Raw genomic sequence first — 21,468 nt, 5'->3', positions numbered from 1 at the left:
TTTGTGGCTGATTCAAGTGCCTGTGACCGGCCTTTCCATTCAACCCAACTCTTGTTAATGGATCCATTAACGGTTTTATTAGCGGCCTGGCGATGGCAGGAGCCCTCCTGACCGTCCGCGATAAAAACTACAAAAAGGGTTTCGTCATGAATGGCTTATCAATGGCGCGCAACGGCCTGGGTTGCGTGCGCCTGTTGTCTGTGTGCAAACGTCTGCCTGTTATTTCGCCTCGGGTCGCGGCCGGTCTGGAGGTGCGTCCATGAGCCTCGATCTGAAACAGCGGGTCGATAACGGCCCCATGAGCCGCTTCCAATGCCTGGCCATCGGCATCTGCATTGTGCTGAACATGATCGACGGCTTCGATGTGCTGGTGATGGCCTTTACCGCGGCCTCGGTCTCGGCCGAGTGGGGGCTCAATGGCGCGCAAATCGGCTTTCTGTTGAGTGCCGGGCTGTTTGGCATGGCCGCCGGTTCGTTGTTTATCGCGCCCTGGGCCGACCGCTTTGGGCGGCGCCCGCTGATTCTGTTCTGCCTGGCGCTGTCGGGGCTGGGCATGCTGCTTTCGGCCTTGAGCCAGACCCCGTTGCAACTGGCACTGCTGCGCGGCCTCACGGGGCTCGGCATCGGCGGCATCCTGGCCAGCAGCAACGTGATTGCCAGTGAGTACTCAAGCAAGCGCTGGCGCGGGTTGTCGGTGAGCCTGCAGTCCACCGGTTACGCCCTGGGCGCGACCCTGGGCGGGCTGCTGGCGGTGTGGTTGCTGACCCATTTCGGCTGGCGTTCGGTGTTCCTGTTTGGCGGCGCGGTGACCTGGCTGGTGATCCCGTTGGTGCTGCTGTGGCTGCCCGAATCCCTGGACTTCCTGCTGGCGCGGCGCCCGGCCAATGCCCTGGCACGCATCAACCGTCTGGCCCAGCGCCTGGACCAGGCGCCGCTGAGCCAACTGCCGGCGCCGGTGCTCAAGGAGGCCGGGGCCCGCAGCGGTTTCGGCCAGTTGCTGGCCCCGGCCATGCGCCGCACCACCTTGCTGATCTGGCTGCTGTTTTTCCTGGTGATGTTCGGTTTCTACTTCGTCATGAGCTGGACCCCGAAACTGCTGGTGGCTGCCGGGCTCTCGGCGCAACAGGGGATCACTGGCGGGGTGCTGCTCAGCGTCGGCGGGATCTTCGGTGCGGCGCTGATCGGCGGCCTGGCCTCGCGCTGGCCCCTGACCCGGGTGCTGTCGCTGTTTATGCTGATCACCGCCGGGTTGCTGGTGCTGTTTGTCGGCAGCGGCTCGTCGATCGCCGCGGCCCTGGGCCTGGGGTTGTTGATTGGGCTGTTTTCCAATGGCTGCGTAGCCGGGCTCTACGCGCTGTCGCCGGTGGTGTATGACGCCTCGGTGCGCGCCACGGGGGTGGGTTGGGGCATTGGCATTGGGCGCATTGGCGCGATCCTGTCGCCGACCGTGGCCGGCTTCCTGCTCGATGGCGGCTGGCAGCCGCTGCACCTGTACGGGGTGTTCGCCAGCGTGTTTGTTCTGGCTGCCGGGTGCCTGTTGCTGCTCAAGCCCGGGGCGCAACCCAGCCCCGCGCCAGTCGCTGCCTAGGCCTGGCCGCTGATGATCGCCTCGGCGATGGTCGCGCAGAACCAGCGCAGGGCGGCCGAGCTGTCGCTGTTGGTGTGCCAGTGCAGCGAGACATCGAACTCGGCCACCTGGAACGGCAATTCAAGCATCTGCAGGCCGCCCTCGTGAATGAACAGGCGGGCGATCTGCGCCGGAAGCACGGCCAGCAGGTCGGTGCCGGGGATGATCTTGGGCAGCACTGAAAAGTGCGGCACATGCAGGCTGATCCGGCGCTCCACGTTCATGTTTTTCAGCACGTCTTCAACACTGCCGTGACCGGTGGTGCGGGTCACGGTGACGTGCCGTTCGCCAAGGAACTGCTCCAGGCTCAAGTGCCGGCCGATGCGCGGGTGGCTGGCGCTGAGCAGGCAGGCGTAGCGTTCGTGCATCAGCACCTGGCTGCGTGTGCCGGGCACCGGGTGGCGGCAGATGGCGGCGTCGATCTTGCCGCTGGCCAGCCACTCGCCGACCTGGTCCACCTGCAATGGCAGCACCTCGACTTCGGCCAGGGGCGCGTCCCGGTTCAGGCGCGCCAGGATCAAGGGCAGAAAGCCCATTTCGCCGAGGTCGGAGAGGGCGATGCGAAAGCGCCGTTCGGTGCTGGCCGGGTCGAACTGGCGGGTGCTTTGCACCGCGCTTTCGATGCGGGTCAGGCAGTCCCGCAGATTGGGGTACAGCTGTTCGGCGACAAAGGTCGGCTGGATGCCGTCGCGGGTGCGGCTGAACAGTTTGTCGTCGAGCAGTTCGCGCAGGCGGGCCAGGCCGTAGCTGACCGAGGGTTGGGTGACGAACAGGCGCTCGGCGGCCAGGGTCACGCTGCGGGCTTCGTAGAGGGTGACGAAGGTGCGGATCAGGTTCAGGTCGATGTGGCTCATGGTGCCTCGGACTGTCGATCTTGATATAGACCGTTCTTATTTTAGATAGAGATAGTATCGATTTGATCAATTGCGTGGCGGCTGCAAGAGTAACTCAAAATCTAAAAACCAGCGGCAAGGGTCCCTATGAAAACCGTTCACTCTGCGTCCTACGACATTCTTCGCGAGCAAGGCCTGACCACCATTTTCGGCAATCCCGGTTCCAATGAACTGCCGTTCCTCAAGGGCTTCCCCGAGGACTTTCGCTACATCCTCGGCCTGCACGAAGGCGCGGTGGTGGGCATGGCCGACGGCTTTGCTCTGGCCACCGGCCAGCCCACCTTCGTCAACCTGCATGCCGCCGCCGGCACCGGCAACGGCATGGGCGCGCTGACCAACGCCTGGTACTCCCACAGCCCGCTGGTGATCACTGCCGGCCAGCAGGTGCGCTCGATGATTGGCGTCGAGGCGATGCTGGCCAATGTCGATGCCGCGCAGTTGCCCAAACCCCTGGTCAAGTGGAGCCACGAACCGGCCTCGGCCCAGGACGTGCCGCGCACCCTGAGCCAGGCGATCCACATGGCCAGCCTGGCGCCACGGGGGCCGGTGTATGTGTCGATTCCCTATGACGATTGGGCCTGTGAAGCCCCGGCCGGGGTCGAGCACCTGGCGCGGCGCCAGGTGCTCAGCGCCGGCTTGCCGTCGCCGGCGCAGTTGCAGCAACTGGGCGAGCGCCTGTCGACGGCGCGCAACCCGGTGCTGGTGCTGGGGCCGGATGTCGATGGCAGCCGCAGCAACGGTCTGGCGGTGCAGCTCGCGGAAAAGCTGCGGATGCCGGCCTGGGTTGCGCCCTCGGCTTCCCGTTGCCCGTTCCCGACCCGCCACCCCTGTTTCCGTGGGGTGTTGCCGGCAGCGATCGCCGGCATCAGCCGCAGCCTGGCTGAGCATGATCTGATCCTGGTGGTGGGGGCCCCGGTGTTCCGTTATCACCAGTTCGCTCCCGGCGCCTACCTGCCGGCCGGTGCCGAGCTGGTGCACATCACCTGCGACCCCGGCGAAGCGGCGCGGGCGCCCATGGGCGACGCCCTGGTGGCGGACATCGCCCTGACCCTCGAAGCCCTGGTGGGCGTGGTTCGCCAGAGCGAGCGGCCGCTGCCCGAGGCCTTGCCGCGGCCGGCGACGATCGTCGAGGAGGGCGGCCTGCTGCGCCCGGAAACCGTGTTCGACCTGATCGACCAACTGGCGCCCAAGGACACGATCTACGTCAAGGAGTCCACCTCCACCGTCGGTGCCTTCTGGCAGCGGGTCGAGATGCGCGAGCCCGGCAGTTACTTCTTCCCGGCCGCCGGTGGCCTGGGCTTCGGCCTGCCTGCCGCGGTCGGCGTGCAACTGGCGACGCCCGAGCGGCGGGTGGTGGCGATCATCGGCGACGGCTCGGCCAACTACGGCATCACCGCGTTGTGGACCGCTGCGCAGTACGGGATTCCGGTGGTGTTCATCATCCTCAAGAACGGCACCTACGGCGCCTTGCGCTGGTTCGCCGACGTGCTGGGGGTCAGCGACGCCCCGGGGCTGGATGTACCGGGTCTGGATTTCTGCGCCATCGGCCGGGGCTACGGCGTGCATTCGCTGCAGGCCAACACCGCCGGGGAGTTTGCCGCAGCCTTCAGCGAAGCCCTGGCGGGCCAGCGCCCGGTGTTGATCGAGGTGCCGACGCTGACCATCGAACCCTGAGGCAAGACCCCGCGCCGGGTTCGTTCCCGGCGTTGCCAGCCGCGCTCGGCGCGGCACTACAACAACAATAAAAAAGAGGTGGTTATGAACAAGACTGAGGTCATTGACGTGACGACGAGCGTGCCGCGGTCGCCGCGTGCCGGTTCGGGCAATGCCGATATCGGGTCCCTGCTCGATGAGGGCCCCTTTACCCGGATGCAAAAGCTGGTGGTGCTGCTGGCGGCGCTGTCCATCGTGCTGGATGGTTTCGACGGTCAACTGATCGGGTTCGCGATCCCGATGATGATCAAGGAGTGGGGCGTTACCCGCGAGGCATTTGCCCCGGTGGTGGCGGCCGGGCTGATCGGCATGGGCATCGGCAGCGCCTGCGCCGGTCTGTTCGCTGACCGTTTCGGGCGGCGCATGGCGGTGATCATGAGTGTGTTCGTGTTCGGCGCCGCGACCTGCGCCATCGGCCTGGCGCCGGATGCGCTGACGGTGGCGATCCTGCGCTTTGTCGCCGGCCTGGGGATCGGTGGCGCGCTGCCCAGCGCGACCACCGTGACCGCTGAATTTACCCCGGCACGCCGGCGCACGCTGGCGGTGACCGCGACCATTGTCTGCGTGCCCCTGGGCGGGATGCTGGCAGGGTTTTTCGCCTCCCATGTGTTGCCGGTCTATGGCTGGCGCACGCTGTTTTTCGTCGGCGGCAGCTTGCCCATCGTGCTTGGGTTTGTGCTGCTGGCGGCGCTGCCGGAGTCGCCACGCTTCCTGGCACGGCGGCCACAGCGCTGGGGCGAGTTGAACACCCTGCTGGGCCGCATGGGGCGGCCGATGGCCGAGGGCGTGCGCTACACCGATGCCCTGGAGCAGGCCAGCGAAAAACGCGACGGCTTCCGCGCCTTGTTTGCCCTCGGTTACGGGCGGGACACGGTGTTGGTCTGGGTGGCGTTCTTCATGTGCCTGACCGCGGTCTACAGCGCCTTCAGTTGGTTGCCGACCATGCTGATGGCCGAAGGCTTGCCGACCTCGGTCGCCGGTTCGGGCCTGACCGCCTACAACCTGGGCGGGGTGATCGGGGCCCTGGTGTGTGCCGTGGCGATGACCCGCTGGGGCTCGTTCTGGCCGCTGGTGATTTGCTGCGCGGGCGGCGCGGTCAGTGCCTTCGCCATGCAATGGGTGGACATCAATCAGAACACCAGCCTGCTGATCTTCGGCTTCGGTGTGCATGGCCTGTTCGTGAACGCCGTGCAGTCGACCCTGTATGCGCTCTGCGCCTTTATCTATCCCACCAACGTGCGTGCCACCGGCACCGCATCGGCCCTGGCCTTTGGGCGCATGGGGGCGATCCTCAGTGCGTTTGCCGGCGCGACCATCATCACCCAGGGCGGCGCCGGGGGTTACCTGACGCTGCTGGGCTCGGTGATGGTGATGGCGCTGATCGCCCTGTTGCTGGTGCGCCGGCATATTCCCCGGCGAGTGCCGGGCCGGCCATGAGCACTCATTCTGAAACGGAGGTTCGATGAATATTTCCATTCTCGGGGCAGGGGCCATGGGCTCCCTGTTCGGCGGCCTGCTGGCGCAGAGCGGGCAGCAGGTCACCCTGCTGGACATCAACGACGCGCACCTGCACGCCATCCGCCGCGAGGGTTTGCGCCTGGAGACCGACAACGGCGACCGGCGCGTCAGCGGCCTGGTCGCCTGCCGCCCGGAGCAGGCGTCGGGCCAGCCCGATCTGTTGCTGGTGTTTACCAAGAGCCAGCACACCGACAGCGCGCTGCGCGGCATCGCCGGGCATATCGGCGCCCAGACCCGGGTGCTGACCGTGCAGAACGGCCTGGGCAACGCCGAGGCCCTGTGCCGCCACGTCGCCCCGGAGCAGGTGCTGATCGGCATGACCAACTGGCCGGCGGACACGGTCGGCCCGGGCCACGTGCGCTCCCATGGCCAGGGCATGGTCCGGGTGTGGTCGGCGGACGGCGTCGAACGCCCGGCCAATGCCGAGGTGGCGGCGGTGCTCGACGGCGCGGGCTTGAACTGCGCGCCGGACCCCGAGGTGTGGACCTCGATCTGGGAGAAGGTCGCCTTCAATGCGGCCTTGAACAGCCTGTGCGCAGTGACCGGCTGCACCGTGGGCCAGTTGGATGGTGCCTCTGAAGGTGTCGAACTGGCGCGCGCGATCGTGCTGGAGGTGCTGGCGGTTGCGCAGTCGGCGGGGGTCGCGACTGATACCCAGCGTTGCCTGGACAGCGTGGCCTACGCCATCGCCCATCACCGCACGCACCAGCCGTCGATGTTGCAAGACGTGCTGGCCGGGCGCTCGACCGAGATCGGCGCGATCAACGGCGAGGTGCTGGCCCGGGCGCGTCAGGCCGGCGTCGCCGTGCCCCATACCGCCACCCTGCTGGGGCTGGTGCGGCTGATCGAGGCGCGAGCCTCGGGCGCCGTGCACGAATGACCGCCGCAGCGAATTTACCCATTCTGTTTCCAGGAGACGTGACATGAGCAATTCCCTAGCCGTATACGCTGATCTGCACCTGCAACCCATCGCCGCCCAATGGCGCGCTGGCGCCGGGGGTAAAACCCTGGCGGTGAGCAACCCGTACGACGCTTCGCTGTTGCTGGAGATTCCCCAGGCCAACCGCGCCGACCTCGACGCCGCCTACCGCAAGGCTGCCGAAGTCCAGCCGCAGTGGGCAGCGCTCGGGCCGTCGGCACGGGCGGCGGTGCTGCATCAGGTGGTGGCGGTGTTCGACCGGCGCCGCGAGGAAATCATCGACTGGATCATTCGCGAGTCCGGCAGCACCCGGCTCAAGGCCCAGTTGGAATGGGGCGCGGCGCGGGCGATTGCCCTGGAGTCGGCGTCGTTTCCGGCGCGGGTCCACGGGCGCATCGTCGAGTCCGATGTGCCGGGCAAGGAAAGCCGGGTCTACCGCAGCGCCCTGGGGGTGGTGGGGGTCATCAGCCCGTGGAACTTCCCGCTGCACCTGACCCAGCGCTCCATCGCCCCGGCCCTGGCCCTGGGCAACGCGGTGGTGGTCAAGCCGGCCAGCGACACTCCGGTGTGTGGCGGCCTGTTGCTGGCGCGGATATTCGAAGAGGCCGGATTGCCGGCCGGGGTGCTGAGCGTGGTGGTGGGGGCCGGTAGCGAGATTGGCGATGCCTTTGTCGAGCACCCGGTGCCGTCGTTGATCACCTTTACCGGGTCGACTCCGGTGGGGCGCGGTATCGGCCGCATCGCCAGCGGCGGCGAGCACCTCAAGCACGTGGCCCTGGAACTGGGCGGCAACAGCCCGTTCGTGGTCCTGGCCGACGCTGACCTGGAGCACGCGGTGAATGCGGCGGTGTTTGGCAAGTTCCTGCACCAGGGGCAGATCTGCATGGCGGTCAACCGCATCATCATCGACGACAGCCTGTACCCGGCGTTTGCCGAGCGTTTCGTGGAGCGGGTCAAGGGGCTCAAGGTCGGTGATCCGAATCTGCAGGACACGGTGATCGGCCCGGTGATCAACCCCCGTCAGTTGCAGGGCCTGCAGGAAAAAATCCGCCTGGCCCGGGCCGAGGGCGCCGAGCCGCTGTACGAGGGCGGCGGCCAGGGCAACCTGCTGGCGCCCCATGTATATGGCGAGGTCACGCAGGACATGGACCTGGCGCGCAACGAAATCTTCGGCCCGCTGGTGGGGCTGCTGCGCGCGCGGGATGAAGCCCATGCCCTGGAGTTGGCCAATGCCAGTGAGTTCGGGCTGTCCAGCGCGGTGTTCAGCGCCAGCCTGGAGCGTGCGGTGGGCTTTGCCCGGCAGATCCGCGCGGGCATGACCCATATCAACGACATCCCGGTGAACGATGAGGCCAACGCGCCCTTCGGCGGGGAAAAGAACTCGGGCCTGGGGCGCTTCAACGGCGACTGGGCCATCGACGAGTTCACCCGCGATCACTGGATCAGCGTGCAACACCAGCCGCGTCAGTATCCCTTTTGATGCGTTAGCCCACTGATTCAAGCCCGGTCCAGCCGGGCCTTTTTGCAGCCCTGTCGGGCGGGCCTTCGGCGGCCTGCCGGGGAGCGGCTGCGCCCATGAAAAACGGAGAACAATAAGAATGAGCACCCCATTGACCTTCACCCGTTCGCTGTTGGCGGCGGCCATGACCTCGGGCCTGTGCCTGCCGGTACTGGCAGCCGAAGACGGTGGTTTTTTCGAAGACGCCAAGACTGAACTGCTGCTGCGCAATTACTACTTCAATCGTGATTTTCGTGACTCGGGTGCACCCAAGAGCCAGGTCGAGGAGTGGGCCCAGGGTTTCATTCTCAAGTTCAGTTCCGGCTACACCCCGGGCACCGTGGGTTTTGGCCTGGACGCCATCGGCATGTTCGGCGTCAAGCTCGACAGCAGCCGCGCGGTCAGCGGTTCCGAGCTGTTGCCGGTGCATGATGATGGCAAGGCGGCGGACAACTTCGGGCGCGCCGGGGTGGCGGCGAAGATGCGCATCTCGGCCACGGAGTTGAAGGTCGGCGAATTGCTGCCGGACATCCCGCTGCTGCGCTACGACGACGGCCGCCTGCTGCCGCAGACCTTTCGCGGGGCCATGCTCGACTCGCGGGAGATCAGCGGCCTGGGCTTGCAGGCCGGGCAATACAAGGCGGTCAGCCTGCGCAACTCGTCGGACATGCAGGACCTCTCGGCCTGGGCTGCGCCGGGGGTGACCTCGGATGCCTTCAACTATGTCGGCGCCGAGTATCGCTTCAATCAGCAGCGCACCCTGATCGGCGCCTGGCATTCGCAGTTGGAAGACATCTACCAGCAAAGCTATTTCAACCTCTTGCACAAGCAGCCGGTGGGGGAGTGGGTGCTGGGGGCGAACCTGGGGTATTTCATCGACAAGGACGACGGCCGCGCGCGCATCGGCGAGGTGCAGAGCCGGACCGCCTATGCCTTGTTCTCGGCCAATACCGGTGGCCACACCCTGTACCTGGGCCTGCAGAAAGTCAGTGGCGACAGCCCCTGGATGTCGGTCTATGGCAGCAGTGGCCGGACCCTGGGCAACGATATGTTCAACGGCAACTTCAGCAACGCCGACGAGCGTTCGTGGCAGGCGCGCTACGACTACAACTTCGCCGCCGTGGGCGTGCCCGGGTTGCTGGCGATGGTGCGTTATGGCCATGGCGAGAATGCCACGACCAAGGTCGGCAGCAACGGCAAGGAATGGGAGCGCGACACCGAAGTCGGCTACACCTTCCAGAGCGGCAGCCTGAAAAGCCTCAGCCTGCGCCTGAACAACGCCACCAACCGCCGCAGCTTCAACAGCGATTTCGACCAGACCCGATTGATCGTCAGCTACCCGTTGTCCTTCTAATTCTGTAGCCGCTACCGCCAGGCTCGGGCCTGGCGGTAGCGGCTGCAGGACACCGGGTGATCGCTTGCTGCCGCCGGCGCGAGGCTTGCGCTACTATGGCGGCCCGTCTTTTGTGGAAGTGCCTGGATGAGTAAGCCCGGTCAAATGGTGCTGGTTGCGCTGCGCAAGATGATCGCCTCGGGCGAGTTGGCTGCGGGTGAGCGGTTGATGGAGATTCCCACCGCCGAGCTGTTCGGCGTATCACGGATGCCGGTGCGCATGGCGTTTCGCACCCTGGAGCAGGAAGGCCTGCTGGTGCGTTTTGGCGGGCGTGGGTTCCAGGTGCGTTCGGTGAGTGCCGACGACATCGCCGGCGCGGTCGAGGTGCGTGGTGTGCTGGAAGGTTTGGCCGCGCGCCAGACTGCCGAGCGCGGCCTGTCTGAGTCTGCGCGGGCGACCTTGGAGTTGTGCCTGGCCCAGGGCGATCAGCTGTTCGACAAAGGCTATGTCACCGAAGACGACCTGGAGGCCTATCACGACCTCAACATGCGCTTTCACCAGGTGATCGTCGAAGGCAGCCACAACCCGGCCATCGCCGATGCCCTGGCGCGCAACGACCATCTGCCGTTCGCTTCGGTAACCGCCCTGGCGGTGGATCGCAATGACCTGGGCCGCGAGTACCGGCGCTTCAATTACGCCCACATGCAGCACCATTCGGTGTTCGATGCGCTGGTCAATCGCCAGGGCGCGCGGGCCGAGGCGATCATGCGCGAGCACGCCAACGCTACCTTGCGCTACGCCGAGGTGTTCGGCGCGGCCACCAGCGACGAGCGGATGAAAGTCATTCTGCGGACGCAGTGACGCTCAGATATCCAGCACCAGCAGCGGGGTTTTCGAGCGTGAGCAGCACGGGGTGAACTGGTCGTTGAGGGCCTGTTCCTCCTCGGTCAGAAACAGATCGCGGTGCTCCGGCACACCTTCCAGCACCCGGGTCAGGCAGGTGCCGCAAATGCCCTGTTCGCAGGACATGGCAATCTCCACCCCATGCGCTTGCAGCACCTGCACCACGCTGCGATCGGCCGGTATTTCATAGACCTGGCCGGTGCTGCCGAGCTTCACCGAAAAACCTCCATCGTTGCTGCTGTCCACGGGCGCCGCTGCAAAATATTCGCGGTGCAGGCACTCTTCGCGCCAACCCTGGGCGCGGGCGCTGTCCAGCACGTATTGCATGAAACCGCCGGGGCCGCAGACGTACAGATGCACATGCTCCGCCGGCCCGGCCAGGACCTTGGCGGCGTCGAGCGCAGTCTGCGGTTGCTCATCGAAATGCAGGAATACCCGCTCGGCAAACGGCGAATCCTTGAGGCGCTGGACGAATGCCGCGCGCTCGCTGGCGCGGGCGCAGTAATGCAGCTCGAAGTCGGCGCCGCTGTGGGCCAGGCGTTCGGCCATGCACAGGATCGGGGTGATGCCGATGCCCCCGGCGAACAGCAGGCTGCGCCTGGCTTCATGGACCAGGGGGAACAGGTTGCGCGGTTCGCTGATGCGCAACCGGCTGCCGACCTGGACCTGGGCATGCAGGCTGGCCGAGCCGCCCCGTGAGGCCGGGTCCTTGAGCACGCCGATCAGGTAGCGATGGCGTTCTTCAGGGTGGTTGCACAGCGAGTACTGGCGCACCAGGCCATCGGGCAGGTGCACGTCGATATGGGCGCCGGCGCTGAAGGCGGGCAGGGGGCTGTTGTCGACACTGGCCAGCTCGTAGCTGCAGATGTCGAGGGCTTCGTTGTTGCGGGATACCACCAGCACGTCAATCATGTTCGGTCCTTGGAGTGTTGCCGCCAGGCAGGGGGGCTCACTTCTGTTTATTCGTCACTGCGGCGCTGCAGGCAGGGGTGCGCGGGCGCGGCGGGCAAGGCTGCGCCCCAGGGCTTACTGGGCGCTGGCGATCAGCTGCGGTTCGGCGCTGCGTTCCTGGGCGATCAGGCGCTCCAGGACTCGGCGCGACTGCACGCCGCCGGCATCGATATTGAGCTTGAGCAGGTTGCGCGTCGGGTGCGCGAGCAGGTTCTGCTGCTGGCGTTCGAGCATCTCCAGGTCTTCGCTGAAGATCTTGCCCTGGCCTTCGCGGATGCTCGCGGTCAGCTCCTGGTCCTGGGGGTTGAAGTTGCGTGCCATGCCCCAGAAGTACCAGATCGAGGTGTCGGACTCGGGGGTGATGAAGTCGACGACGATGCTCGATGCCTTGTATTGCGGATCGGCGTGGTAGCCGCCCTTGCCGGCATGGGCCACGCCGACTTCGATCAGCACGTGGCTGGGCGGGGTGAAGCGGCAGATCTGCCAGCGGTCCACCGGCACGTCGTCGGCCAGGTTGTTGCCCCGCAGCGCCATGCGCCAGAACGGCGGGGCCATGATGTTTTCCATGTGCCGCGCCGTCACCACTTCATCGCCTTCGACCGTGGTCACCGGCGGCGCTTCGTCGATTTCCTTCTGGCCGATGCTGGAGGCGTGGACGTAGGTTTCGTGGGTCAGGTCCATCAGGTTGTCGATCATCAGGCGGTAGTCGCAACCGATGTGAAACAGGCCGCCGCCGTAGGCCCAGTCGTCGCTGACCGCCCATTCCAGGTGGTGGATCAGCGTCGGGTCGGCCTGGGCCTGGTCACCGGGCCAGACCCAGATAAAACCGTAACGCTCGACCGCAGCAAAGGTCTTGTTGCACGGAAAGCCGCGTACCCGCTGCCCGGGCATGGCCACCGTCTTGCCGTCGCAGCCCATCACCAGGCCGTGGTAGCCGCACACCAGGTTGCCGTTTTCGACATACCCCAGCGACAGTGGCGCGCCGCGATGGGGGCAGAAATCTTCGATCGCGCTGATCTGTCCTTCCAGACCGCGATAAAAAACCATTTTTTCACCGCAAATCTGTCGGCCCAGGGGCTTGTCGGTGATTTCATCGGCGGTGCAGGCAACATACCAGGTGTTTTTGGGGTGCATGGGAGGTCTCCAGGCTACGGCTTGTTTTTATTTAATGGATCCATTAAAGATCGGCGACCGGTGCCTGGTCAATCACTGCTCTGGCTGCTTATCGGTTTAATTGGGCGATTATCGGACGTTTGGCTGTTGTTAATGGATCCACTGAGGTGTGCTTCTGACCGCTACTAAAATGGGTGTTCCCCACCCTCAGGCGCTTTTCGAATTTGTCCGAATCGACTGAAAAGGGCCGCCGGTTCAGGATTTGCCGCCGTGGTCAGGGCCTGGCGGGCACTTGCCATTGGCCGTGACAACGAACAGCATCGCGAAAGCGCCGGTGTATCGTGGTTCGGGCCAGCTCGGTCTGCTGCCCAATAGTGGGTCGCGTCTGCATGAACTCGGCCGCGCGGAATGGATTTGCAGGAAAAGGAGCAGGGCAATGGTGTCTCAAGTTCACGTCGATGACGCTAGTTCGGTCAGCCACAACGCTTTGTTGGGCGCCCTGGATCGGGCCATGGCGATCGCCGAATTTTCCGCCGAAGGTATTTTGCTCAACGCCAACCCCAACTACCTGCTGCTGTTGGGCTACAGCCGCGACAACGCGCTGGGGCTGCATCACCGGTCCTTTTGCAAGGGGCTGTATGCCGACTCCGAGGCGTACCGCCTGTTTTGGGCAGGGCTGTTGGCCAGCCAGACGTTTTCCGGGATCTGCGAGCGCCGTCGCGGGGACGGCAGCACCTGCTGGCTGGAGGCGACCTACACGGCGATTCTCGATAAAGCCGGCAATGTGGAGCGGGTGGTCAAGGTCGCCACCGATATCAGCCTGCGCCACCAACGGGAAAGCGAACTGGCCGAGCACAACCGGCGCCTGTCCCTGGTGGCCGGGGCCACTGACTCCGGGGTGCTGATTGTCGGCGCGGACTGGCGGATCCAGTACGTCAACAGCGGCTTCAGCCGCATGTTCGGCTGGCAGCAGGAGGACCTGGCCGAGCGCTCGCCCATCGAATTGCTGGCGGCCAATGCCAACGCCCACTACATCGACTATGTGCGCCTTGAGCTGCTGGCTGGCCGCTCGGTGCGGCGCGAGGAAATCGTCGTCGGCAAATCCGGCCAGCGCTACTGGATCAATGTGGTGGCCAACCCGGTAATGGGGGAGGACCGGCGTCTGGTCAGCGTGGTCTCGGTGCTGACCGATATCACCCAGTCGAAGATGTATGAAGTGCTGCAGCACAACGCCCTGGAAGCCATGGCCAGCGAACAGCCGCTGGCCCAGGTGCTGGAGCTGATCTGCCGTGAGGTGGAGCGCATCGCACCGGAAGTGGCGGCCTCGATCCTGGAAGTCGACGAACATGGCTGCCTGCAATCGTTGGCCGCGCCGAGCCTGCCGGCGGCCTACAGCGCGGCGCTGTGCGGCGTGCCGATCGGGCCCAGCGTGGGCTCCTGCGGCACTGCGGCGTTTCGCAACGACGCGGTGCTGGTCACCGATATCGCCAACGACCCGCTGTGGGCCGACTACAAGCACCTGGCCCTGGAGCTGGGGTATGTCGGCTGCTGGTCGACACCGATCCGTTCCAGCCAGGGGCGGGTGATCGGCACCTTCGCCTTTTACTTTCGCGAGGCCCTGGTGCCGGACCTGTTTCACCAGCAGATCGTCAATTCCTGCGTGCACCTGTGTGCCCTGGCCTTGCAGCGGGAACACGCGCGGGCACGGATTCGCCAGCTGGCGTTCTACGATGCCCTGACCGGCCTGCCCAACCGCAGCCTGCTGCAAGCCCGGGCCGACCAGGCGATCAGTGCGGCGCGGCGCGACAGCTCGCAGTTGGCGGTGCTGTTCGTCGATCTGGACCGCTTCAAGAAGGTCAACGATTCCCTGGGCCACCCGGCGGGGGATGAGCTGTTGCGGATCGTCGCCGGGCGCCTGGAGCGCGAGTCTCGGGAGTCGGACATCGTCGGCCGGCTGTCGGGGGATGAGTTCGTATTGATCCTGCCCGATTGCGATTCGACCCAGGTCGCGGCCCAGGCCGAGCAACTGCTGCTGGCTCTGGGCGCGCCGTGCCTGGTGGACGGGGTGTCCGTGGCCTGCTCGGCGAGTATCGGCATCAGTGTGTTCCCCGGCGATGGCCGCGACATGGAGACCCTGCTGCGCCGCGCCGACATGGCCATGTACCAGGCCAAGTCGGGCGGCCGTGGCCAGTTGAGTTTCTTCAGCCATGAACTGAACCTGCTGGCCCAGGAGCGCCTGGCCCTGGAGACAGCCCTGCGCGAGGCCCTGCAGAACAACGGCTTGCGCCTGCATTACCAGCCGCAGATCGACCTCGCCAGCGGCCAGCTGTGTGGGGTCGAGGCCCTGGCCCGCTGGACCCACCCGCAGCTGGGGGAGATTTCCCCGGCGCGCTTTATTCCCCTGGCCGAGGAGTGCGGGCTGATTGCCGACCTCGGGCGCTGGGTACTGGCCCAGGCCTGTCGCCAGTTGAGTGACTGGCGGCGGCGGGCGCTGGCAATCCCCTCGGTGTCGATCAACCTGTCACCCACCAGTTTCCACAATCTGGACCTGCCGCGAATGATTGCCGACACCCTGGATCACCACGGACTGGTGCCCAGGGACCTGACCCTGGAGATCACCGAAGGCGTGCTGCTCGACACCAACCCCAGCACCCTGAAGACCATCGACGAAGTGCATGCCCAGGGCGTGCGCCTGTCGATGGACGACTTCGGCACCGGCTATTCGAGCCTGAGCTACCTGCGCCGGTTGCCCCTGAGCGAGCTCAAGCTCGACCGCAGTTTTGTCTCCGACCTTGAAGATGACAGCGCGGCCCGGGCCTTGAGCGCGGCGATCATGGGCATCGGCAAGAGCCTGAACCTGACGGTGGTGGCCGAAGGCGTGGAGACCGCTGGCCAGTGCCTGGTGCTCAAGGACCAGGGCTACTCGGTGGCCCAGGGTTACCTGTTTGCCCGGCCATTGGCGCCGGAGTCGCTGGAGGCCTGGCTGAGCGCGGCCATGGCCTGAGGGGCCCGGCGACGGGTTCAAAGGTGCAGGGCCAGGGCGCCGATAACGATCAGCGCCAGCAGGATCAGGATCGCCCCGCACACGCGTTCCAGCCACGGCAGCACCTGGGAAAAACGCCGCAGCACGCGTTGATTGCCGATGGCCAGGGCCACCAGCAAGTCCCACAGCAGCACGGCGGCGAACATCCACAGGCCGTAGAACAGCTTCCAGCCGGGCGAGGTGTCGGCACTGACCAGGGACGCCAGGCTCACGTAGAACAGGGCGTTCTTCGGGTTCAGCAGGCCTGACAGCAGGCCCATGCCCAGGCCGCGCCACCACTGGCCACAGTCATGGGTTGCCGGCGCACCCTCGGCGGCGACCGGGCCCAGGGCGCTGCTGCCGGCGTGCCGAATAAACATCCCGCCCATGTACAGCAGGTAGCCACAGCCGGCCAGTTGCAAGGTGATAAACACCGCGCTGTCGGCATGCAGCGCCGAGACCCCGGCAAATGCCGCAAGAATGAACACACCATTGGCCAGGGCGATACCCAGGCAGGCACCGGTGGCGGACTTCCAGCCAGCGGCCATGGACAGGCGCGCGACCAGGAAAAAATCCGGGCCGGGGGACAGCAACGCCAGGAAATGCGCGGCGGCGACCATCAGAAACTGCTGCAACATGGGCAAACTTCCAGGGACAGGGGGCGCCAGTGTGCGCAGCGGCCCCGAGCCCTGTATTGAAGAAAATTGCGCGCGGCTCAGCTGCGATACAGCCCTGGGGTCACCCCGACGTGGGCCTTGAACACGCGCTGGAAATGCGCCTGGTCGGCAAACCCCAGGCGGTAGGCAATCGACGCCATGCCCTGGCCTTCGCGCAGCCAGTGGCGCGCCTGGTTGATGCAGCGGTTGAGCTGATAGGCGTGGGGCGTCAGCCCGGTACTGGCACGAAAGGCCCGGATCAACTGGTAGCGGCTCATCCCGGCCATAGCTGCCAGTTCGGCCAGGGGCAGCAGGCTGTGGTTGTCGTGCTGCAAGAAGGCCATGAGCCGCTTCAGCTCGACGCTGGCCAGCGCAGGGTTGGCGGCGATGTCGATCCGCTGCGCGGCGCCATCGTGATCGCCGATGAACTCAATCAGCGCGGCGTCTTTTTCAGCGCTGCCCGCAGCGGAAAACAACAGCCGATTGAGTTGGCAGAAGCGCTGGTAGAGTGCCGGGTCGTGGCTGATCAGCACCGGTTCGGGGGCGCTGTCCCCGGCGTGGGTTTCGGCCCTGAGGGCTGCCAGCCACTGCGCATCCAGGTGCAGCATCTGATAGCTCCAGGCGGTCTCCGGCAGCGGGTTGCAGGCGTGCACGCAGCCGGTGGGGACAAACACCAGGCTGGCGCTGCGGATCAGCGTCGGGCCATCTGCCGCCCCGGTGAAGAGGCTGGCCCCCTGATCCACCGCGCCGATGGAGTAGGTCGGATGGCTGTGGGGCTTGTAGTTGGCGCGGCTGTGGCAGGCACGGCGGCTCTCGACATGGGGCAGCGCCGGGTCGCGCCAGAACTGGGCGATGGCGGTCTCGGGCGCGGCCCTGGGCGTAGCGGGGAGGTGAGCCGGTTGAGCCATGCGCGGAGGGGGTCCTGAAGTGTTGGAGCGGTGGGGCATGCTCTCATATTTTTGGCCTCGTACCAGGGGACCTTGCGCCGCCTGGGTTGGCGCTATCGCACGAAACGCTGGGTTGTTATTCTGTTTTGGTCATTTTTGCCGTGGCCTTCGTGTCGCGTTCCCTGAACCCTGAGGCGTTTCCTGCATGTCCGATTCGGCGTTTGCCTCCTCTTATGAATGCGCGGCGATGCCGGTCACCGGCGTTGCGGTGGACTATCCCAATGGCCATGTGATCCCGGCCCACCGCCATGACCGGGCGCAGTTGCTGTATGCGATCGAAGGCGTGCTGGTGATCGAGACCCAGGCCGGGCGCTGGGTGGTGCCGCCCAGCCGTGGGGTGTGGCTGATGGCCGGGGTCGATCACACCGTGCGCATGCGCGGCGCGGCCCGCATGCGCAGCCTGTTTATCAACCTCGATGCGATTGCGGGCCTGCCCCAGGGCGATTGTGTGATCGAGGTTTCGCCGCTGCTGCGCGAGCTGATCCTGGCCGCCACCGCGGTGCAGGAGCACTACCAGAGTGACAGCCGCGAAGGGCGGATCATGCGCTTGATACTCGATGAGCTGCGCTGGCTGCCGGTGCTGCCGTTCAACCTGCCCTGGCCTCAGGAACCGCGCATGCTGCGGGTCTGCCAGACCCTGGCCGCCGACCCCGCCGACAACAGCACCGCCGAACACTGGGCCGACCGCCTGGCGATGAGCGGCAAGACCTTTCACCGCCAGTTCCAGCGCGCCACCGGCATCACTTTCGGCCGCTGGCGGCAGCAGGCGCGGCTGCTGCTGTCCCTGGAATGCCTGGCCCAGGGCATGCCGATCGTGCAAGTGGCGCTGCAGCACGGTTACGACAGCCAGAGCGCCTTCGCGGCGGCCTTCAAGCGCCAGTTCGGGGTGCCGCCGTCGCTGTTCTACCGTTGACCGTCACGACCGGCGCAGCACCAGCCCTGCCAGCACACAGGCCAGCATCGCCAGCCCGGCCAGGTAAAACGCATCGCTGTAGGCCATCAGCATCGCGTCGCGGTGCACCAGGCGCTCCATCAGCGCCAGGGCTTGCTGGCGCAAGGGGCCGGCGGCAGCGCCGTGCAGGGCGCTGGCGTAGTCCATCGGCACATGGCTGAGCATGCGCACCATGTCCACCAGCCGTTCCTGGGTCGCCTGAGCAAAGGGCGATACCGCCTCGCCGATGCGCTGGGCGTGAAGTTTTTCGCGCTCGACCACAATCTGGCTCGACAGCGCGATGCCAATCGCACCGCCGACGTTGCGCACCATCGAGAACAGGCCTGAGGCCGAACCCACCTGGTCTTTTTCCAGGCCCTGGATCGCCATCACCCCCAAGGCCACCACCACCAGCGACTGGCCGATGCCGCGCACCACCAGCGAGGGCACGATCACGTTGGCCGCGGCATCCGGGTTGAGGTGGATGTTCATCAGGCAGCCCAGGCCGGTGATGGCAAAGCCGAGGATGATGATGGTGCGGGCGCTGGTCCAGCGCATCAGGCGCGGGGTGGCGAATGACATGGCGAACTGGATCAGGCCGTAGGGGATCATCATCAGGCCGATCTGCCGCGCGTTGTAGCCGTGGATCTCGGCGAAGTAATTGGGCACCAGGAACACCACGCCGAACACCACCGCGCCGAAGGTGAATTGCATCAGGCTGGCCAGGCCGAAGTTGTAGCGGCCCAGCAGGCGCAGGTTGATCAGCGGGTGCTCGCGGCGCAGTTCGATGCAGACAAACGCCAGCAGCCCGATCACCGCCAGCGCCGCGCAGTTGGCGATGAAGGTCGAGGCGAACCAGTCGTTGCGACTGCCTTCCTCGAGCATGATCTGCAACGCCGAGAGCCCCACGGCCATGGTCGCGATGCCGAACCAGTCGCCCTGGCGCAGCTTGTGCAGCATCACCGGCTGCGGCCGCACCGACCAGCCGATCGCCGCCAGCAGCAACAGCCCGGGCGGCACTTGCAGGTAGAAGATCCAGCGCCAGGAGTAGGCGTCGGTCAACCAGCCCCCCAGGGACGGCCCGGCGGCCTGGGCGACATTGTTTGCCACGGCGAACAGGGCCATGCCCATGGGGTGCCGCGCGGCCGGCAGCTCGGTGACGATGAGCTGGAACGACAGCGGAATCAGCACCCCGCCAAAGGCGCCCTGCAGGGTGCGGGCGATGATCATGGTCTGGATGTTCGGCGCCAGGGAGCAGGCAATCGAGAACAGCACGAAGCCCGCGGTGCCGACCATCATCACCCGGCGCATGGAGAACACCGACACCAGCCAGCCGGTCATGGGGATGATGATGATTTCGGCCACCAGGTAGGCGGTGGTGATCCACGAGCCTTCCTCGAAGGTGGCGCCGAGGGAGCCGCGCACATCCGGCAGCGAGGCGTTGGTGACGTGCACATTCATCCCGGCCATGAAGCAGCCGACCACGCTGCCCAGAACCGCGACCCAGGTGCGCAGGGAAATGGCCGGCGCGGCCTCGCCAGTCTGCTGTCCAGGGTTACTCATGGTGGGTGTCCACGCTGACGATCACCGACATGCCGGGGCGCAGTTCAGCCGCGCGCGGCTGCCCCGGTTCCAGGCGGATGCGCACAGGCATGCGCTGCACGATCTTGGTGAAGTTGCCGGTGGCATTGTCCGGTGGCAGCAGGGCGAACTGGGCGCCGGACGCCGGGGCGAAACTGTCGACCCGGCCCTTGAGTTCCAGGCCGCCCAGCGCGTCCACTTCGATGTGAGCCGGTTGCCCGGGGCGCATGGCGTCGACTTGGGTTTCCTTATAGTTGGCCACCACATAGGCCGCCTCGGGCACCACGGCCAGCAGCGGCGCCCCAGCCTCGACGTATTGACCGATGCGCAGGCTGCGCTGGCCGGCGGTGCCGTCGATCGGGCTGCGGATTTGCGTGTGTTGCAGGTCGATCCGGGCCAGTGCCAGCCGCGCCCGGGCCTGGGCCACCGCCGCTTGCGCCTTGTCGTGGCGAGCCTGGGCGAACTGCTGCTCGGTGTCGATGATCGCCACTTGTGCACGGCGCGCAGCCAAGGCAGCGCGGGCTGACGCCAGGGCGGCATCGGCCTTGCGGGTATCGGCCTGGGCACGCTCCAGCTGCTGGGCGCTGCTGACTTCCTGGGCTGCCAGGTGTCGCTGCCGGCGGTCTTCCTGGTTGGCCTGGCGCGACTCGGCTTCGGCGGCGCGGGCGCGGCCTTCGACTTCGGCAATCAGGCTTTGCTGCTGGCGCTGGCGTGCCGCCAGGTTGGCGATGCGCGCCTGTTGCGCGCGGGTTTCGGCCAGCGCTTCGTCGACGGCCGCCTGGGCCTGATCGACATGGGCCTGGTAATCCGGGTCTTCGATGCTGGCCAGCAGGTCGCCGGCTTTGAGTGCCTGGTTGTCCTGCACCCGGACCTCGGCCAGGTAGCCGGAGATCCGTGGGGCGACCGTGACAATGTCGGCTCGCAGGTAAGCATCGTCGGTCTCAATCTGGAAGCGTCCGTTGCGCCACCAGTGCACGCACCAGGCGACCAGCAGCAGGCCGGCCAGCACCGATGTGGCGTAAATCAGCACGCGGCGCCGGGTCATGGCGCGCGCGGGGGCCGCAGTCGAAGCGGGAGCGGGGGTATCGGTCATTGCGGGTACTCGCTTTCAGGCGGGGTGGAAGAGTGGCGGGCGAGCCTCGTGGCACGGGCGATCGGCGGCGCTTCACGCCAGCCGCCGCCCATGGCCTTGAACAGCAGCAACTGCGCGTCCATGACCTGGGCATCGGCGCCGGCCAGTTCGGCCTGGCGTTGCACGTCACGGCGCTGGGCCTTGAGGTATTGCTGGGCAGTGCTGGCACCGGCGGCGCGGTCCAGGGCTGCCAGGCGCAGGCGTTCGGCGCTGTACTGCGCGGCCTGGCGCCAGGCCTGTTGCTGGCGCAGCGCGGCGTCGTAGTCGACCAGAGCCTGTTGCAACTCCTTGAGGGCCGCCAGCAGCGTGCCGTCGAAGCGTGCCAGGGCGGCGTTTTCCATGGCGCTGGCCTGGGCGATGCGGGCCCGGGCGCTGCTCAGGTTGGGAAAACTCCACGACAGCAGTGGCCCCAGGCTCCACACGGTGGCCCCGCTGTCGCCGTAACCGTCGGGGTGATGGGCGGAGTTGAGCACGTTGGCCCCCAGGGAAACCCGTGGGTAGAGGTCGGCCCTGGCCACGCCGATCCGCGCGGTGGCGGCGCCGAATTGGCGCTCGGCCTGGCGCACGTCGGGGCGCTGGCGCAGCACCGCCAGGCCATCCAGGCTTGGCATCGAGGCGGCCAGGGTCGGTGCGGCCTGACAGGCCAGCGCCTGGGAAGGCGCCGCGCCAGGCGGGCGGCCCATCAGCAACGCCAGTTCGCCCAGCGCGCGCTGCCGGCCGGCCTCCAGCGC

At 66.4% G+C, this 21,468-nt stretch carries 17 protein-coding genes; 9 read left to right on the top strand and 8 right to left on the bottom strand.

Features of this window, described 5'->3' with window-relative positions:
- The first annotated feature begins 259 nt into the window (after positions 1–259).
- A complete protein-coding gene (locus ACOZJV_RS33105) occupies positions 260–1,588 on the top strand; it encodes an MFS transporter (protein ID WP_421549443.1) in 1,329 nt (442 codons plus the stop codon).
- Here ACOZJV_RS33105 and ACOZJV_RS33100 read toward each other — a convergent pair.
- Entirely contained in the window at positions 1,585–2,481 is an 897-nt protein-coding gene (locus ACOZJV_RS33100; RefSeq protein WP_078468602.1) for a LysR family transcriptional regulator, read from the bottom strand. The genes ACOZJV_RS33105 and ACOZJV_RS33100 overlap by 4 nt on opposite strands.
- A 126-nt stretch (positions 2,482–2,607) precedes the next feature.
- Here ACOZJV_RS33100 and mdlC point away from each other — a divergent pair, with 126 nt between their 5' ends.
- From mdlC to ACOZJV_RS33070, 6 genes are all read left to right on the top strand, one after another.
- Positions 2,608–4,194 carry a benzoylformate decarboxylase gene (mdlC, locus tag ACOZJV_RS33095; protein WP_078468603.1) on the top strand — a complete coding sequence of 529 codons (1,587 nt, stop codon included), beginning with the start codon at positions 2,608–2,610 and terminating at the stop codon, positions 4,192–4,194.
- A gap of 84 nt (positions 4,195–4,278) precedes the next feature.
- On the top strand, positions 4,279–5,670 hold the full coding sequence (locus tag ACOZJV_RS33090) for an MFS transporter (protein ID WP_078468604.1): 1,392 nt from the start codon (positions 4,279–4,281) through the stop codon (positions 5,668–5,670).
- Between the two features lie 25 nt (positions 5,671–5,695).
- A complete protein-coding gene (locus ACOZJV_RS33085; protein ID WP_421549442.1) occupies positions 5,696–6,631 on the top strand; it encodes a ketopantoate reductase family protein in 936 nt (311 codons plus the stop codon).
- A 43-nt stretch (positions 6,632–6,674) separates the two neighbouring features.
- Positions 6,675–8,150, top strand: coding sequence for an aldehyde dehydrogenase family protein (locus ACOZJV_RS33080; protein WP_421549441.1), 1,476 nt, complete (start codon positions 6,675–6,677; stop codon positions 8,148–8,150).
- Between the two features lie 118 nt (positions 8,151–8,268).
- Positions 8,269–9,522 carry an OprD family porin gene (locus tag ACOZJV_RS33075; RefSeq protein WP_078468607.1) on the top strand — a complete coding sequence of 418 codons (1,254 nt, stop codon included), beginning with the start codon at positions 8,269–8,271 and terminating at the stop codon, positions 9,520–9,522.
- 126 nt (positions 9,523–9,648) lie between these two features.
- Entirely contained in the window at positions 9,649–10,362 is a 714-nt protein-coding gene (locus ACOZJV_RS33070) for a GntR family transcriptional regulator (protein ID WP_078468608.1), read from the top strand.
- A gap of 3 nt (positions 10,363–10,365) precedes the next feature.
- Here the strand turns inward: ACOZJV_RS33070 and ACOZJV_RS33065 are convergent, their stop codons facing one another.
- Both ACOZJV_RS33065 and ACOZJV_RS33060 read right to left on the bottom strand, forming a co-directional pair.
- Positions 10,366–11,316 (bottom strand): PDR/VanB family oxidoreductase, encoded by a 951-nt coding sequence (locus ACOZJV_RS33065; RefSeq protein WP_421549440.1) that lies wholly within the window; start codon positions 11,314–11,316, stop codon positions 10,366–10,368.
- Between the two features lie 114 nt (positions 11,317–11,430).
- Positions 11,431–12,489, bottom strand: coding sequence for a Rieske 2Fe-2S domain-containing protein (locus ACOZJV_RS33060; protein WP_421549439.1), 1,059 nt, complete (start codon positions 12,487–12,489; stop codon positions 11,431–11,433).
- 415 nt (positions 12,490–12,904) lie between these two features.
- On the opposite strand from ACOZJV_RS33060, the gene ACOZJV_RS33055 reads away from it, so the two are divergent.
- Positions 12,905–15,472, top strand: a complete 2,568-nt coding sequence (locus tag ACOZJV_RS33055; RefSeq protein ID WP_421549438.1) for a sensor domain-containing protein — start codon at positions 12,905–12,907, stop codon at positions 15,470–15,472.
- Positions 15,473–15,489: 17 nt separating this feature from the next.
- Here ACOZJV_RS33055 and ACOZJV_RS33050 read toward each other — a convergent pair whose 3' ends face one another.
- Entirely contained in the window at positions 15,490–16,125 is a 636-nt protein-coding gene (locus ACOZJV_RS33050; protein ID WP_421549509.1) for a LysE family translocator, read from the bottom strand.
- 80 nt (positions 16,126–16,205) lie between these two features.
- Positions 16,206–17,054, bottom strand: a complete 849-nt coding sequence (locus ACOZJV_RS33045) for a helix-turn-helix domain-containing protein (protein ID WP_421549437.1) — start codon at positions 17,052–17,054, stop codon at positions 16,206–16,208.
- A 184-nt stretch (positions 17,055–17,238) separates the two neighbouring features.
- Between ACOZJV_RS33045 and ACOZJV_RS33040 the strand changes: the two genes are divergently transcribed.
- Positions 17,239–18,006 (top strand): AraC family transcriptional regulator, encoded by a 768-nt coding sequence (locus ACOZJV_RS33040; RefSeq protein WP_020300684.1) that lies wholly within the window; start codon positions 17,239–17,241, stop codon positions 18,004–18,006.
- Between the two features lie 3 nt (positions 18,007–18,009).
- Here the strand turns inward: ACOZJV_RS33040 and ACOZJV_RS33035 are convergent, their stop codons facing one another.
- The 3 genes from ACOZJV_RS33035 to ACOZJV_RS33025 all read right to left on the bottom strand — a co-directional run.
- Complete coding sequence (locus tag ACOZJV_RS33035; RefSeq protein ID WP_078468614.1) at positions 18,010–19,587, bottom strand: DHA2 family efflux MFS transporter permease subunit; 1,578 nt, start codon at positions 19,585–19,587, stop codon at positions 18,010–18,012.
- On the bottom strand, positions 19,580–20,698 hold the full coding sequence (locus ACOZJV_RS33030; RefSeq protein ID WP_201131563.1) for an HlyD family secretion protein: 1,119 nt from the start codon (positions 20,696–20,698) through the stop codon (positions 19,580–19,582). The genes ACOZJV_RS33035 and ACOZJV_RS33030 overlap by 8 nt, the downstream gene beginning before the upstream one ends.
- Positions 20,695–21,468: TolC family protein (locus tag ACOZJV_RS33025; RefSeq protein ID WP_421549436.1), on the bottom strand; the 774-nt coding region annotated here is incomplete at its 5' end. The genes ACOZJV_RS33025 and ACOZJV_RS33030, both read right to left, overlap by 4 nt.

Source organism: Pseudomonas sp. QD4, assembly GCF_049199125.1.
In the GTDB taxonomy this organism is placed as follows: domain Bacteria; phylum Pseudomonadota; class Gammaproteobacteria; order Pseudomonadales; family Pseudomonadaceae; genus Aquipseudomonas.
The sequence above is the reverse complement of the archived record's forward strand: the minus strand, read 5'-3'. Positions and strand labels throughout refer to the sequence as shown.

What these genes read in the sequence shown, in the direction of transcription:
- ACOZJV_RS33105 (WP_421549443.1), top strand. Translation starts at nt 260, where the DNA reads ATGAGCCTCGATCTGAAACAGCGGGTCGATAACGGCCCCATGAGCCGC.
- ACOZJV_RS33100 (WP_078468602.1), bottom strand. Translation starts at nt 2,481, where the DNA reads ATGAGCCACATCGACCTGAACCTGATCCGCACCTTCGTCACCCTCTAC.
- mdlC (WP_078468603.1), top strand. Translation starts at nt 2,608, where the DNA reads ATGAAAACCGTTCACTCTGCGTCCTACGACATTCTTCGCGAGCAAGGC.
- ACOZJV_RS33090 (WP_078468604.1), top strand. Translation starts at nt 4,279, where the DNA reads ATGAACAAGACTGAGGTCATTGACGTGACGACGAGCGTGCCGCGGTCG.
- ACOZJV_RS33085 (WP_421549442.1), top strand. Translation starts at nt 5,696, where the DNA reads ATGAATATTTCCATTCTCGGGGCAGGGGCCATGGGCTCCCTGTTCGGC.
- ACOZJV_RS33080 (WP_421549441.1), top strand. Translation starts at nt 6,675, where the DNA reads ATGAGCAATTCCCTAGCCGTATACGCTGATCTGCACCTGCAACCCATC.
- ACOZJV_RS33075 (WP_078468607.1), top strand. Translation starts at nt 8,269, where the DNA reads ATGAGCACCCCATTGACCTTCACCCGTTCGCTGTTGGCGGCGGCCATG.
- ACOZJV_RS33070 (WP_078468608.1), top strand. Translation starts at nt 9,649, where the DNA reads ATGAGTAAGCCCGGTCAAATGGTGCTGGTTGCGCTGCGCAAGATGATC.
- ACOZJV_RS33065 (WP_421549440.1), bottom strand. Translation starts at nt 11,316, where the DNA reads ATGATTGACGTGCTGGTGGTATCCCGCAACAACGAAGCCCTCGACATC.
- ACOZJV_RS33060 (WP_421549439.1), bottom strand. Translation starts at nt 12,489, where the DNA reads ATGCACCCCAAAAACACCTGGTATGTTGCCTGCACCGCCGATGAAATC.
- ACOZJV_RS33055 (WP_421549438.1), top strand. Translation starts at nt 12,905, where the DNA reads ATGGTGTCTCAAGTTCACGTCGATGACGCTAGTTCGGTCAGCCACAAC.
- ACOZJV_RS33045 (WP_421549437.1), bottom strand. Translation starts at nt 17,054, where the DNA reads ATGGCTCAACCGGCTCACCTCCCCGCTACGCCCAGGGCCGCGCCCGAG.
- ACOZJV_RS33040 (WP_020300684.1), top strand. Translation starts at nt 17,239, where the DNA reads ATGTCCGATTCGGCGTTTGCCTCCTCTTATGAATGCGCGGCGATGCCG.
- ACOZJV_RS33035 (WP_078468614.1), bottom strand. Translation starts at nt 19,587, where the DNA reads ATGAGTAACCCTGGACAGCAGACTGGCGAGGCCGCGCCGGCCATTTCC.
- ACOZJV_RS33030 (WP_201131563.1), bottom strand. Translation starts at nt 20,698, where the DNA reads ATGACCGATACCCCCGCTCCCGCTTCGACTGCGGCCCCCGCGCGCGCC.